This is a genomic window from Vibrio genomosp. F6 (genome assembly GCF_005146325.1).
GTDB classification, from domain to species: domain Bacteria; phylum Pseudomonadota; class Gammaproteobacteria; order Enterobacterales; family Vibrionaceae; genus Vibrio; species Vibrio cortegadensis.
Genome location: NZ_SYUT01000062.1, coordinates 16,483 through 31,652, shown reverse-complemented (window position 1 = coordinate 31,652; position 15,170 = coordinate 16,483). Strand labels below are relative to the sequence as shown.

Below are 15,170 nucleotides of genomic sequence, written 5' to 3'. Positions count from 1 at the left end.
GATGACAGGCTATTTTCTACAAGCGTTCATTTACTTAGTTGCTGCGGTCATTGCCGTTCCTATTGCTAAGCGTTTAGGGCTCGGCTCTGTATTAGGCTATCTCATTGCTGGTGTCGTTATCGGCCCTATTATTGGCTTAGTGGGTGAAGAGACAACCACCATTCAACATTTTGCGGAATTTGGAGTGGTCATGATGCTATTTTTGGTGGGCTTAGAGCTTGAACCAAAAATGCTATGGGCGATGCGCAACCGCTTAATGGGATTGGGTGGGCTTCAAGTTGGCGGTACCACCGTTGTCGTGATGGGGATTGCACTCTACTTTGGTCAACCTTGGACTATCGCACTCACCATAGGTTTAGTTTTCGCTCTCTCATCCACCGCGATTGTATTACAAACCTTTAATGAGAAAGGATTAAGTAAAACGGAAGGCGGTCAAAATGCGTTCTCTGTACTGCTTTTCCAAGATATTGCCGTCATTCCAATGTTGGCTTTCATACCATTACTCGCTCTGCCAGAATTAATCGAACAAGCTCAAAGCGTCGCCGCCAATGCTGCTGAGCATCACGAAGAACTAAGCCTTGTTGCAGGGCTCCCAGGGTGGGCATACGGACTTGTGATTACGGTTTCTATTGCTAGCGTCGTTGTTGGCGGACACTTTTTAAGTCGCCCGCTTTTCCGCTTTGTTGCGAGCTCAGGGCTACGAGAGATTTTTACTGCCACGGCATTAATGTTGGTCATTGGCATCGCGGCTTTAATGAGCTTGGTTGGGCTATCCCCTGCTTTAGGTACTTTCCTGGCGGGCGTTGTGCTGGCAAACAGTGAGTTTAGACATGAATTAGAATCCAATATTGACCCATTTAAAGGACTGCTTTTAGGCTTGTTCTTTATTACGGTTGGCGCTGGCATTGACTTTAGGATCCTACTCGATGAGTTTGGACTCATCATCGGCCTCACTGTCGGAGTGATGGCATTGAAAGCCTTGGTTCTCTACCTGCTTGCTTTCACTTTTCGAATCAAAAACAGTGACCGCTGGTTGTTCACCCTCAGCCTTGCTCAAGCCGGGGAATTTGGCTTCGTTCTGTTGAGTTTCACAGTACAAAATCATGTCCTACCTGTGGATATTGCTCAGACACTTTCTCTTGTAGTCGCGCTGTCGATGTTTTTAACTCCAGGGTTATTTATTCTTTTCGATAAGGCTATTTTGCCACGTTTTCAACAGCAATCGAATCAACGAGAAGCCGATAGTATTGAAGAAAAAGGCACAGTGATCATCGCTGGCATTGGTCGATTTGGTCAAATAATCAATCGAATGTTAGTTTCAAATGGAGTGAAAACGGTTGTTCTTGATCACCAAGCGGATCAAGTTGATCTCATGCGCCAAATTAAAACCAAAGCGTATTTTGGTGATGCGACTCGTCCCGATCTACTGCATACTGCTGGCATTGAAGAGGCTGCAATGATTGTGGTTGCCATTGATAATCAAGAGAGCAACCTTGAGTTGGTGAAATACGTTAAGCACACCTATCCAAAAGTAAAAATATTGGCACGTGCATTTGACCGTGGTCATGGTTACTTATTACGCCAAGCGGGAGCGGATTATATTGAATCTGAAACCTATCACTCAGCACTCGAAATTGGTGCAGAAGCAATGCGCTCACTCGGCCATCACCCCTTCTTTGTAGAGCAACAAAAATCGACCTATAAAAATACGGAAGAAAAACAGTCCGATATTTTATATCAAGCGTGGGCGGATGATTCTGAAGGTGATCGCTTTGATAACAACTACCGTAAATTATTTATGGAGCTTGAAGACAATATCAAACATGCGATGACGAAAGATCGCTCAGACAAACATACACGCAATGAACGAGGTTGGACGCCACCACCAAAAGGTTACGCCGACGACCTTTCTGACGACTAGCGATTATAAATAGCTAACAGTAATAAGCGGGTTTTTATCGTTAATTTCGAATTACTTTTAAAACCCGCTGATACCGAGTCATCCAATTTTCATTCAAGATATCGTTACAAGCATCTTCTATCTAATTTTAGATTCAACCAAAAATATAAGAGTATTATGAGTTCCATCGCAACGAATAAATCAGATTCATCCCTTGCATACCAACTATTTAAAATGACTTGGCCAATGATGTTTGGGGTTCTATCTTTAATGAGTTTTCAGCTCGTGGATAGTGCATTCATTGGGCAACTCGGGGTTTTGCCTCTTGCTGCTCAAGGTTTCACACTCCCAGTGCAAATGGTTATTATCGGGATTCAAGTAGGCTTAGGGATTGCTACGACAGCGGTCATTTCCAGAGCAATTGGGGCGCAGCAAATTCGTTATGCTAAACAACTTGGTGGTTTAATCCTAATGATTGGCGGAGTCGGTGTTGCGCTGATCTCTGGGATATTGTGGTTGATTAGAGAGCCTCTTTTGAGCTTGCTCAGCGCACCAGATTCCGTTTACCCAATCATTGATAGCTACTGGCCGGTATGGTTAGCCAGTGCGTGGGTCGGGGCTTTCCTATACTTCTTTTATAGTATTTGCAGAGCAAACGGTAACACAATGCTGCCAGGTACTATGATGATGGTCACAAGTGCTATCAACCTTGCACTTGATCCCCTTTTCATTTTTACTTTCGACCTTGGTATCAATGGTGCCGCTTTGGCAACTGTGGCTGCTTTTGGTATTGGTCTATTGATCGTTGCCCCTCAAGTCACTCGCAAACATTGGGTGAGTTTTGATTGGAGTGATCTCAACATTGCTTCTAGCATTCGCTCGATTACGAATATTATGGGGCCAGCAATGACAAGCCAATTGTTACCCCCTCTATCTTCAATGCTCGCCACAAAGCTCCTTGCGAGTTACGGCACCGCCGCCGTTGCTGCTTGGGCGCTTGGATCTCGATATGAATTTTTTGCGATCGTCTCTGTATTAGCGTTAACCATGTCAATGCCTCCGATGATCGGGCGTTTACTTGGAGCCAATAAAATTGCCGAAATTCGTCAGCTTGTCAGTATTGCTTGTCGCTTTGTTATTGGATTTCAGTTTGTCATTGCATTGATCACCTTTTTCATCTCAAGCCAACTTGCTGGGCTAATGACCAGTGATGTAAGTGTTGAAGCGATCCTAAATTCTCACCTGATGATTGTTCCCCTCAGTTTAGGTCCATTGGGGATATGCATGTTGATGGTGTCGGTCTCTAATGCCCTTGCGAAGTCATACACTGCCCTTACGATTTCAGCACTACGCTTATTCGCCTTCTTCTTACCTTGTTTATGGTTAGGTGCAGTTGTGGCTGATATACAAGGGTTATTTGTAGGTGCATTAGTAGGGAATATTCTTGCAGGCATAACCGCTTGGTTGATGTATCAAAAGATCATAACCAGAATAGAGAAAGCAGCGGTAAGTGATTAGACTTAAAAAAGTAAACGAAAAAGGAGCGAATTCGCTCCTTTTTTTATTCCTTGATAAGAATCATGATTGGAATTGTTTAATCAAGCGTTGCAGTGCTTCTATGTCGTCCACTAAGCGGCTTGTACGAGCAATGGAACTCTCAGATGTTGCAGATGTTTCATCGGCCAGTTCTTTAATATTCGCCACATTGTGATTGATCTCATTGGTCACTGTTGCTTGTTCTTCAACCGCAGCAGCAATTTGATGGCTACTATCAGAGACTTTGAATAACTTCTCGGATATTTGATTCAACACTTCGCCTGTATCATCTGCACGCATTTTGCATTGTTCAGACAACACTTCACCACGCTCCATTGCGCTTACGGCTTCCGTTGCAGTCTGTTGAAGCTGAGTAATCATCTCTTGAATCTCATTGGTTGAATCGCCCGTTTTCGATGCTAGATTTCGAACTTCATCAGCAACAACGGCAAATCCACGCCCTGCTTCACCTGCTCTGGCCGCTTCAATTGCAGCATTCAAAGCCAATAAATTAGTTTGATCAGAAATACTGCTGATCACTTCAAGAATACTTTCAATTTTCTGACTATTTAATGAAAGTTGATGTATGACCTTTCTTGAATTATCCAACTCGCTTGCAAGTTCATTCACCGAATTAATCGTCGCGGATATACACTCTAAACCTTTGGCTGACTCTTCATTGGCTTCTTCAGTAAGCCTTGAAGCAGCAGCTGCGCTACTTGCCACTTCATGGATTGAATGCGTTAACTCTTCAACGGCGGTGGCTACCTGCTCCGTTTCTTGGCATTGCTGATTTAAACTTTGCCCCATTGACTGAATCGTTCCAAACTCATCTTCAGCAGAGATCAAAATCTTTCCAGCAGTGTCCGTCGCACGCCCCGAAACCGCTCGCAACTCAGATTTTTTCATCAATAAAGCAAGCTCGATTTCAGAGTAATCATCAAAGCAACCAGTGTAAGGTTTTTCCATTAACGGATTGGAATATGAGTCTTGAGCTATTTTTCTAAGCACTTTAAAACGCTTATTCTGAAGCGCTGTAATGCCCCCAAGAGCACACGTTAATACAAGTCCAATAGCACCGAATAGTATTTGTTGTTGCGAAGCAATCAACCCAACAAATAACGCCAAAAATGCAGCAAAGAAGACATACTGAATAAAATGATAAGAAATGCGCTTACCAATATTCATCTTCCCTTTGTTCATATTGGCATAAAGTTGACCGGCACGTTCAGTTTGAGCTTCTGTTGGTCTCGATCTTACTGATTGATACTCAACAGTTTCGCCATCTTCACCTTTAATCGGAGTAACAAAAGCGGATACCCAATAATGCTTATCACCTTGGCATTGATTTTTTACCAATCCCATCCAGCTCTTTCCTGCTTTCAAGTATTGCCACATTTGTGCAAAGGCTTGCTTGGGCATATCACTATGGCGCACTACATTGTGAGGCTTACCGATCAACTCATCCATTTCATACTCAGCTACGTGACAAAAATCATGGTTAGCATAAGTAATTAAACTTGAAGGATCGGTAGTAGAGATTAAATTTGCATCTTTTGCATATTCTTTATTGAAGTCATTTCTCATATGTGACTTATTCCTACTAAATAATCCTTTATTGATGATTTTGTACATATAACATGTAAAAAAATCACCAATAATGATTACTATCAATATAAGCCATAAATTTATAAATATTCTCAATATTAAGATTTATTGCATCTATTTATTTTTAAATACCCACTTAAATCAAACAAATTACTTCAATGCATCGACTCTATTTGTCAGCAGGAAACACAACGCCCGTTTGAGATCTAATTTCAGTCAGTACTTTTGCCACAAGTAAAGAACGATCTCTCGCTTGAGTATTTACAGTATTGGCCCTGACCTGCTCAGCAAAGATATTTGCTTCATAGAACATGCGATTTTCTTGTTGCTCTACGCTTAAATCCGTTTTCAAACCACCGCGCTCAATCTTGATTACATCATTGCAAATTGAGATCATATTAACGTGTAAGCAAGCTTGCTCACCTTGGATCTCACTTGGAAGAAACGAGTCACTGGTTTTTGAATGGAGTATGGTTGCATCGAACCCATCATAACCAAGAATTACACTTCCATTTCCATCCACGCCTGAATCCAGTAAGTGTGCAGTGGCTTGAATCGATCTCGGCTCACCAAACAACTCTAATGTAGCACCTAAGCAGTAATAACCAATGTCCATGATTGAACCATTAGAGAAGTCAGGATTAAACGTATTTGGATTTTCACCGTTCAGATATTTTGGATAGCGCGATGAATACTGGCAATAACTGATGAGCGCTTTGCGGATTGGGCCAATCTGTTGGAGGTTTTGCTTAAGAACCTGAAAGTTAGGTATAAACGGGGTCATGAATGCTTCAAAAAGAACCACATTGTTCTCTTCTGCTGTTCTGTACATCTCTTGCGCGAGTGCATAATTAGAGGCTAATGGTTTTTCACAAATTACGTGCTTCTTTCCTTTTAACATTTGAATCGATTGCGGGCCGTGAAAGGAGTTCGGACTTGCAATATATACCGCATCAAAAGCATCAGAGATGGCGAATTCATCTAATTGATCAAAACAATGGTTCACATCATATTTGGCGGCAAAGTTTTCTGCTTGGACGAGGGAGCGAGAGTAAACGGCTGTAAGTTCGAACTCTCCCGTTTGCAACGCGCCTTGGATAAATTGCTCTGTTATCCAGTTAGTTCCAATTACTGCAAGCCTAATCATAATCTATATCTTCTCAATAGGTGTTTGCCGTAATTATGCCTTGTATTGCTCTTTCCGTCAGTGGTTTATAGCATATACAAAAAAGCTCATGGCGACTTGGCACATGAGCTTTAGAATTACTTATCGAATCTTTGCTTTGAAGCGATCAGTTACGATAGCTTAAAGAACGACAGTTGTTGTTTTTGTTGCTCAGCAAGACGAGATAACTCATTACTTGCGCTTGCACTCTGGCTAATTCCTGTCACATTCTGATTCACAAGTTCAGACATGTTCACCACATTACGGTTAATATCTTGAGTCACTTGCGACTGCTGTTCTGCTGCTGTTGCCACTTGAGTGTTCATGTCGTTAATATCAGTTACAGACTCTGTGATACCGACTAATGCATCATTCGCTTGACCCGTTAACGCTTTATTTCGCTCTAGCATATCTAAGCTCGTGAGCATGCTCTCATTTGCTAGACCTGATTGATTTTGTAACTCTTCGATGATCGTTTGGATTTCTTGTGTAGAATCTTGCGTACGTGCCGCAAGTAAACGAACTTCGTCTGCTACAACAGCAAAACCACGGCCAGATTCTCCAGCACGAGCGGCTTCAATGGCGGCATTCAGTGCTAATAAATTTGTCTGTTCAGATACACCACGAATCACTTCGATAACATCATTGATCTGCTCTGACTGCTCTTTTAATTTGCCTACAACTACTGCCGCATCACTTAATGCTGTGCCCATTTGTTCGCTAGCGTCAGCACTTTGAGCAAATACATCCAAACCAGCTTTCGCAAGCTCATCCGCTTGACGGGCCGTTGAATCTGCAGCCGTTGCGTTATCACTGACATTATCAGCCGTGCTCGACAGTTCATTAACCGCCGAAGCCACTTGTTCGATTTCACTTAGCTCTTGGTTTGCATTCGATTCTGCTTGGGTCATTACGGCCGCAAGCTCTGTTGATGCAGAAGCAACGTCTTCACTGATACGAGTCAAAGCCTCAACAGTGCTATGAAGTTGAGCGGCTGTCGTATTCACATCTCGGCTTAATTGAGCGATTTCATTGTCACCATCGCTATCAGCACACACTGTCAGGTTGCCCTGGGCTAATTCACGAATAACAACTTGTAGTTTTTGAATCGGCGATACAATCAAACCAGATAACCACCAAGCAACAACAAGAGAACCCGCGAATACAGAAAGCACCATCAAAATCGCGTTGATTTCAACTTGCTCATTGTTCTCTTCACTTTCGCGCATCGCTTGGCCTGCCGCAGTATTGACTTGTTGCGACAGTTTATTGATTGACTCAACCATAGTTTGGCCAACATTGCGGTAACCAGCAATGAAATCATCATTACTTTGGTTCAAAGACAACCCTTGATCACGGCGGTTGAAGTAAGTTACCGCTCTCTCTGAGTACGAAACATAATCTGAAATGGCTTTACGAACAACACTGACTTCACGACTAAAGGTTTGTCGGTCATCAATTTTATCAAGTTCTATATTGATTGCCTGCATGCCACTTTTTAGCTCAGTTAAAAAGTTTTGGCGGCGAGATGAATCATAGATCGAATATACAGCACTGATTCTAAGGGGATAAACTCTATCATCGATTTTTGCCAATTCATCCTTGTAGAAAACAATAGAATCAACATTTTCACTAATGATCTGTTGCTCTGCATCTAAATTGGATTTAGTGACCCATAAGGAAATAAATAGTGATAGGGCTGTAAATAATACTGGAAGCAGTATTTGGAACCGGATAGATGTGTTTTTTAGCGATAGCTGCATTAGTACCTCGATCTGTTGATTTATCGTCCTTGCGCAGAAATTCCTTTAAATTCTGGGCGCAAATATAGATCTAAATCACACTTTTGTCTAGATATAACTCCACTTGTTTCATACTGTTATTGATGATTTTATACAGCCAAATTATTGGCCATGACAGTATCCCGACATTTTCTTTCACCCAAAGAAAAACCCACTAAGCTTTCACTTAGTGGGTTTCCTATTCTTACTCGCAGCAATCCAGCTACTAAAAGTGCTCCATGCATCGAATCCTTGATAGTGTGCTGTAATCCTTCAGCGCAATCCATTTCATCGCCATCCTAGCGGTGTCCTTGGCTATCCAGCCTGTTAACTATCCTAGTTAACGCTCTTCACTTATCCTTAAGTGGTGTCCTTTATCCATCATCCTGATGGTATTTTCCTCAATCCTAGAGGTGGTCCATTAACTTTCCATAGTGCAACCATCCAAGTCGCATAGCTTCCAGCTAATGTCCTTTGCTTTCCATGCCAATAATTCGTCCTGAATTATCGAATCTTCGTCCTGAAGATGACCTATCCTTGGGCCTTTCCTGTTCCGTGTCTGCATCCTGCTGACAACATTAAGATTACGCCAACTTGAGTTTTCGACAATGATAAAATGCAGATATTTATCCAAGCATCATATTTAAATATCAACAAATAACTTATAAAACAACACCTTAAAAAAAACACAAGCTATCGTCGGCGTAATATAGTGACTTATACTTACGAGCTTGTAAGAGATCTCTTACAAACGATAGGGTGCAACTCTTATATTAGTAAATTCTCAACTACAAAATAGAGAGATCGTGATCACATTAATTTCTTATCCGAACGATTGTCCTGGCAATTCACTCTCAAAACCCATTCTTGTCACCTGCTTTACAATCCTCATGCCTACCTATAAGTAATCTAAGCAAAAACAACAATTCTGGGATTAAGTAAGTTACAATTTGCATTCACTAATGATCTGGGCTTTTTTTTGTGACCATCAATACCTCTGCTAATTCCGTCATCGTACTCGATTTTGAAACAACAGGACTCTCCCCCAACCAAGGTGACCGAGCCATTGAAATTGGCGCGGTACATATACAAAATGGGGAAATTGTTGATACTTTTCAGCAACTCATGAACCCTGGGTTCCGAGTGAGTGGATTTATTGAGGGTTATACCGGCATTACAAATAGGATGCTCCAATCCGCAGCGCCCTGCGATGAAGTCATGGATCAATTTTGTGATTTTATTGGAGATCACAATTTGGTGGCGCACAACGCCTCATTTGATCAACGATTTTTAGATGCTGAATTGAATTTGATCAATCGACAATATAGTGGGAAATTCGCCTGTTCAATGCTAATTGCACGACGACTCGTACAAGAATCTCCAACTCATAAATTGGGCGATTTAGTGCGATTTCTACAATTAGAGAATGATGGCGTATTTCACAGAGCATTAGCCGATTCAGAAATGACCGTTAACTTATGGCTCTACATGATCAACAAACTTATGGATCAGCACAACATCACTGACCCAAGCTTCCAGTTCATGCAGAAGATATCGAAGACAAGTAAATCTAACATCGGAAAGTTGTTAGCTAAGAAGTAAAAACATAATTAGAACGTATGAAATGTGCTGTGAGTGCTAAGTTCATAGGAGCTAAGTTTGTAGGAGCTAAAGCTTCACAGCACACAAAACATTAGAAAACGTTCAGATTAGACTCAACAATCAATCCTAAGCCAACTCTAGTTTGCCTGTGGTTGTAATCAATCATCGACTCGCCATATCCTTCCCACACTTGGAAATACAAGCCAGCAAATTTTGACAGAGGATAAGTGTACCCAACCTCAACATGGCCTTTATCGGTGCTAAAGTTATAGGCTGTTTTTAATTTAAAGTAGCCCGCTTTACCATGGTATTTCATCCACACTTCATAAGGTGGAATAAAATCCTCGATGTCTTTATTGTCTTTAAGGTTCGTCGCGTACCACCCCTGAAGGCCGAAATCTAATTTGGTATTTACACGTTCAATCGCAATGTATCCCATATCCCATGAGCGACTGGTAAGCGCTTCTTTACCATTTGATTGGTGCCTATAACCATATTCAATATTGTTGAAAATACCGTACTTACCTTGATGCATCATGAACATCTGAGGTTTGTAGTTGGTTTCACGAAAAGGTGAACTGGCATCGGTATTACCAAGTTGCCAAAGCGATAGTTGAGTATATGAGGCCATTAATGTCCCATATTTCATTTGCACTAACGGAATGGCGAGCGAAAACTGATATTTAATCTCAGCTTTACTCATTTTATCCGCTTTGTTGTCATATGCTTCATCATAAACTTCTTGGTTAATGTCACTGGTGTAAGTTTGCATGAAATAGGTGTCATCGTAGATCGACAAGCTTTTATTAGATTTTGCATTTACGCTTACCGGTAGCGCTGCGCACAGAGCGATTATGACTATCGCTAATTCGTGCGTTCGGACAAATTGGAACATTTTTAACACCATAACTTAAGGGGCGACTGCCTTTATTTGTAAATATTATCAACCTTTGCAGTGGATCTCTAGAGATCATACAAAGAAGATAAGTAAATACTCAACAAGCAATAGGTGTCACACGAGTTCGAGATCATTGAATAACTCAAACAATTGGTGAGATTTGTAAGGTTTCGGTAAATACGCATCCATCCCAGCTTCAAAGCAATGCTGGATATCTTCGTCTAGCACGCTTGCCGTTAGCGCGATGATTGGCAATTTAGTGCTCCCCTGCTCTACTTCCCACTGACGAATGAGTTTTGTTGCTGTCAATCCATCCATTACAGGCATCATACAATCCATCAAAATCGCATCAAACTCTCCACCTTGAGTGATGGCATCGACGGCTTCTTGTCCATTACTGGTAATAAAATAGTCATACCCCCCCTTTTCTAGAAAGAAACTCGCAATTTTTTGATTCATTAAATTATCTTCAACAATCAAGACTCTCCGGTTCAACCCTCTTGTTTTTCCAACAGGAACCGTCTCTGCATTGATGTCCGAATGATTGATTTTTGGTCCCCTATTCTCGACCAATGTATGCAGATGATTTCTAAAACGATTACCTAAAAAGGGAAGCGTTATTTGTCCATGAGTACCTAAACCTGCCACAGGTTGTTTAAATAGATGATGCTGACAAACCAAAATCATGTTGCTAGGGTAACATTGCTGTAATTGTTGCAAGCACTTACTCAATGAGTGGTGAACAACATCGCAGTACAGCACCAAATCAACGTCATGTTTCACATCTAACGCTTCTTCAGTGCTATGAACTTCAATGATATTAATCCCCAACAAATTGCATTCTGTTTTTATCTGAGACGTATATGTGAAGTGGTTATTGACTAATAAAGCACGTTTCAACTTGAGAGGTTCATTCCTGGCCTCACCTTTGAACGCCCCAACTGCAATTGAAAATTCAAAACAACTACCGACATTCTTGGTTGATCGTGCATGAATCGATCCCCCCATCAAATTGACTAACTGCCGACAAATAGCAAGGCCTAATCCTGTCCCCCCAAACTGCCTAGTGATGCTGCCATCAGCTTGTGTAAACGGTTCGAAAATAGACTCTAATTTTTCGGCCTCAATGCCCATTCCGGTATCCGCTACAGAAAAATATAATTCCGCGCTTTCTGCACTGATTTCCTTATACTTCACTTCTGTTTTTATATGGCCGTTACGAGTGAATTTAATTGAATTAGACAGTAGGTTCATTAAAACCTGTCTGACACGGTGATCATCTGTGAATACCTGATCAGGAATCGCGGGATCAATGGAAATGAGTAGCTCTATATTTTGGCTGTTCGCTTTCGACAAGATTAAATTAACCGAGTCGTATACTGCTTCCTTAATATCAGAGCCATGAGGGTTTAATACCAAATTCCCGGACTCTATCTTGGATAAATCGAGGATGTCATTAAGCAGTACCAAAAGGGAGTGAGACGAAGAGTCTATATCATTAAGAACTTCCTTCTGATTCGAATTTAGCTGACTGTCAGATAAGATCTCTGTCATCCCGATAATGCCATTCAGAGGCGTTCTTATTTCATGTGACATATTGGCTAAAAACGCACTTTTCGCCTTATTCGCTAAAATAGCCGACTCTTTAGCCGCTAAAATCTGCAACTCATGCTCTTGCTGGAAAAGTATGATCTGATTAACTCTAAGAGCAAACTTAGTAAACTCATCATTTCCATCAATTTTTATTTGTTGAATTTCGCCCTTTCTCTCCTCAAGTGCCGACATCGTAGTTAATATTTTCGCTAACTTTCGATTAACTCGTAGAGAAGTGCTGGCTCCTAATATGCAAAGCATCACTATCACAAGCCCAACAAGTAAAGAGAGTATTATCACTAAGCGCTGTTCGGACTCTATACGACTGGCTAGGTTCGACGATAACTGAGATGAAAATTGATTGATAGCTAACGACAGTGACTCATAACGTTTTTCTAAAAGAGCAGCATGCAGTGTAAAGTCCGAGCCTTTTGTATCATTCGCTAACACTTTATTCCGAAAAGCTTGCCCACTCTGAAAGTCGGTTTGGGAAAATAACAGAAGCAATTTTTCGACCTGCTCCTTACTTGCTCCGGAAGATATAAACTGTTCAAGATACTGCTGCTGCCTTTCGATGGCTTGATATACAAGAGGTGAGTTATCGAGTAGATGATCAGGGTTAATCGCTAAATCACTAATTAACCATGCCTCTTTCTGAAGCCAGTAAGATAGCCAGGACAGATCATCTAAAGCGCGATCTGAAATGTAAGTAAATTCAGATAATGGAATGAACGATGACTGACTGACTTGCTCCAAAAGATCGCGAGTTAAATCAAAGATCCAATAACCTGTATCCGTAACTTCAGTAACCTCTAAAATAGCGAGTTCATCGATAGCGTCTTTTAACTCATCAACATTGGATTTGTGCTCTTCAAGGATTTGATTATTAGCTGAACTTGTAAAATAAAACTGTACTTTCTCCAATTCAATATTAATCGGCTGTGACAATTCATTATTGCGAGAATGGGTATTTAAGGCTTTACGTACTAAATTAGATACATTATCTACTGATTTCATCGCTTCTATTTTTTCAGATAAAATAGAGTACCGTTTCAATTTTTCTTTATTACTGAGAATCTTATCTACGGCAAACGCACTGATTATCAACGCTGAAATTGATGTAATAATAGTCAAACGAGCTTTTATTGATAATTTGGTTAATATTAGCATTATTCTCGTCCTTGAAAGTAACACACCCTAGCCTACAGTTAATAATAGACATAAAAACGATTCTTAATCATGAATTTTATATAATAATAGCGTTAAGGTTAGTTAATCACCGATGAAAATGTCTTGGCTGTCACTGATTTTTGTTACTTTAATCATTGCTGTTGCATCCCCAGCAACAGCTTATCAGTATGTGATTTTTTCTTTAAATTCAGAGATAAAGCCACTATCCAAAAGCCAAACAAAAATGCTCTACCGCGGAAAAACAAATCATATCCAAGGTATTAATGTTCATTTAGTTGATTTACCAACATCTTCTAAACACAAAGAACAATTTTATCGCGCGTTATTAGGTAAAAACCCGAACCAAATGCAAATAATATGGGCTAGACAATCTTTTTCTGGCCGAGCAAAAGCACCATTTCAATTAAGAAAAAGTGATACTCGTTCCATTCTTTCTTGGCTAGAAAAGAATTCGACAGGTATTGCCTATTTACCGATAAAAGAAGTACCTCGCAACGTCAATATACTTTATATAACTAAAAAAGTGGATTAATCATGAAAATAACCACACTTATATTAATGGCTTTATTCACACCCATTGCATTTTCACAAGTGCAATTAAATGATTCATTACAACTTAGTGGATTTGGTAGTTTTAGCTTAGCGAGAACAAATCAAGACACTCCTATTTTCACTAAGAGAATGATTAATAACGATTGGTGTTTTGACTGCGATACGATATTAGGAGCCCAACTTGATTTGGATTTCTCGCCTCAATTACGAAGTTCCATTCAAGTAGTTAAAAGGCCCCAAGATGATTTTTCTGAGCCCGAACTGGAATGGGCGTTTATTTCTTATCAGTTTAATGATTTCAATATCAAATTGGGTCGCTTAAGACTCCCACTATTTATGATGTCGGAATACTACTATGTTTCCCATGCCTATCCTTGGATCCGACCTCCTCAAGATGTCTATGAAAGTATTTTAGGCATCACACACTATGATGGTCTTTCATTTGGCTGGGATCACTGGATGACGGATGACATGCAGCTGCATTTGTCTCCTTTTGTAACCGTCCCTCATGAACAGCACTACAACGCCTATGGCTTACAATTGTCGATTAAATCTCACTACACTTTCGGATTATCTGCTGATATCTACTACGACGATAACGCTATACGACTCGCTTACCTAAAAAGCTCATACACACAAACACTTAGCCAAGATGAAAGAACCGATGAAGAGATCGATATGATCTCGTTAGGTTGGAACCAATACTTCCATGGTTTCAATCTACTCATTGAGACCGTTTTTACCAAAGAGCTGCACTCTAATTGGTACATCAGCGTGGATAAAACCTGGAATAACTGGACGCCATATTGTCAATACAGCCAACAAAGACGGATAGCCAGTAGCGAATCTCTGTTATGTGGTGTCAAATATTCGCTGCTAGCTAATTTGAGCATAAACATGGAATTTCAGCATATCTACGGACAAAAAAATGCTCTCAATGGACACTTTACTCAAATCCAAAAACCAGAGGACGGGATAGAGAATGAAGTTCAACTCTATACTTTAGGATTGTCGTTTACTTTTTGAGTTGATAACCAGACCAATATCTCATCAATAGCTAGGGTAAAGTACACAATTACATTACAAATGGTGTGATAAAACCATATCGTCGAGAATTAAGTCTCACTATATTTAAATGTCAATTCCCTATTAAGCAGAATGAACAAGCTTTTAAAGCCTAGAAATCAAAGATTTACCACTATAAATCGCTTCATTATTTTTACTAGCAGATTAAGACTTTTGCAATTACAATTCCGCCACATAAAAACAACAACATAAAAACACCCCCAATAACCCCTGAATGTTTAGAGCCCCCTACAATCTAAATGATTCGAGAACGTGAAA

At 40.5% G+C, this 15,170-nt stretch carries 10 protein-coding genes; 5 read left to right on the top strand and 5 right to left on the bottom strand.

All coding sequences use genetic code 11. The annotated features are described in order from the left end of the window. The first annotated feature begins 1 nt into the window (after window position 1). Both FCV43_RS18225 and FCV43_RS18220 read left to right on the top strand, forming a co-directional pair. Window positions 2-1,921, top strand: coding sequence for a monovalent cation:proton antiporter-2 (CPA2) family protein (locus tag FCV43_RS18225; RefSeq protein WP_136995955.1), 1,920 nt, complete (start codon window positions 2-4; stop codon window positions 1,919-1,921). 156 nt (window positions 1,922-2,077) lie between these two features. After that, window positions 2,078-3,418, top strand: coding sequence for an MATE family efflux transporter (locus FCV43_RS18220; RefSeq protein ID WP_136995954.1), 1,341 nt, complete (start codon window positions 2,078-2,080; stop codon window positions 3,416-3,418). A 60-nt stretch (window positions 3,419-3,478) separates the two neighbouring features. Here the strand turns inward: FCV43_RS18220 and FCV43_RS18215 are convergent, their stop codons facing one another. The 3 genes from FCV43_RS18215 to FCV43_RS18205 all read right to left on the bottom strand — a co-directional run bounded on the left by FCV43_RS18215 (window position 3,479) and on the right by FCV43_RS18205 (window position 7,972). Continuing rightward, window positions 3,479-5,023, bottom strand: coding sequence for a methyl-accepting chemotaxis protein (locus FCV43_RS18215; RefSeq protein WP_136995953.1), 1,545 nt, complete (start codon window positions 5,021-5,023; stop codon window positions 3,479-3,481). A 190-nt stretch (window positions 5,024-5,213) separates the two neighbouring features. Further along, window positions 5,214-6,191, bottom strand: coding sequence for a Gfo/Idh/MocA family protein (locus FCV43_RS18210; RefSeq protein WP_136995952.1), 978 nt, complete (start codon window positions 6,189-6,191; stop codon window positions 5,214-5,216). A gap of 149 nt (window positions 6,192-6,340) precedes the next feature. After that, window positions 6,341-7,972 (bottom strand): methyl-accepting chemotaxis protein, encoded by a 1,632-nt coding sequence (locus tag FCV43_RS18205; protein ID WP_136995951.1) that lies wholly within the window; start codon window positions 7,970-7,972, stop codon window positions 6,341-6,343. Window positions 7,973-8,971: 999 nt separating this feature from the next. Here FCV43_RS18205 and FCV43_RS18200 point away from each other — a divergent pair. Continuing rightward, window positions 8,972-9,592 (top strand): 3'-5' exonuclease, encoded by a 621-nt coding sequence (locus FCV43_RS18200; protein ID WP_136995950.1) that lies wholly within the window; start codon window positions 8,972-8,974, stop codon window positions 9,590-9,592. Between the two features lie 91 nt (window positions 9,593-9,683). Here FCV43_RS18200 and FCV43_RS18195 read toward each other — a convergent pair whose 3' ends face one another. Beyond that, on the bottom strand, window positions 9,684-10,487 hold the full coding sequence (locus FCV43_RS18195) for a phospholipase A (RefSeq protein ID WP_113799840.1): 804 nt from the start codon (window positions 10,485-10,487) through the stop codon (window positions 9,684-9,686). A gap of 117 nt (window positions 10,488-10,604) precedes the next feature. After that, the gene (locus FCV43_RS18190; RefSeq protein ID WP_136995949.1) at window positions 10,605-13,253 is read right to left on the bottom strand and encodes a hybrid sensor histidine kinase/response regulator; all 2,649 of its coding nucleotides are present in this window, start codon (window positions 13,251-13,253) and stop codon (window positions 10,605-10,607) included. Between the two features lie 112 nt (window positions 13,254-13,365). Here FCV43_RS18190 and FCV43_RS18185 point away from each other — a divergent pair, with 112 nt between their 5' ends. Together FCV43_RS18185 and FCV43_RS18180 are read left to right on the top strand one after the other, a co-directional pair. After that, the gene (locus tag FCV43_RS18185; protein WP_136995948.1) at window positions 13,366-13,806 is read left to right on the top strand and encodes a hypothetical protein; all 441 of its coding nucleotides are present in this window, start codon (window positions 13,366-13,368) and stop codon (window positions 13,804-13,806) included. A 2-nt stretch (window positions 13,807-13,808) separates the two neighbouring features. Then, window positions 13,809-14,852: a sulfate ABC transporter permease gene (locus FCV43_RS18180; protein WP_136995947.1), complete on the top strand. Its 1,044-nt coding sequence runs from the start codon at window positions 13,809-13,811 to the stop codon at window positions 14,850-14,852. Window positions 14,853-15,170: the final 318 nt, after the last annotated feature.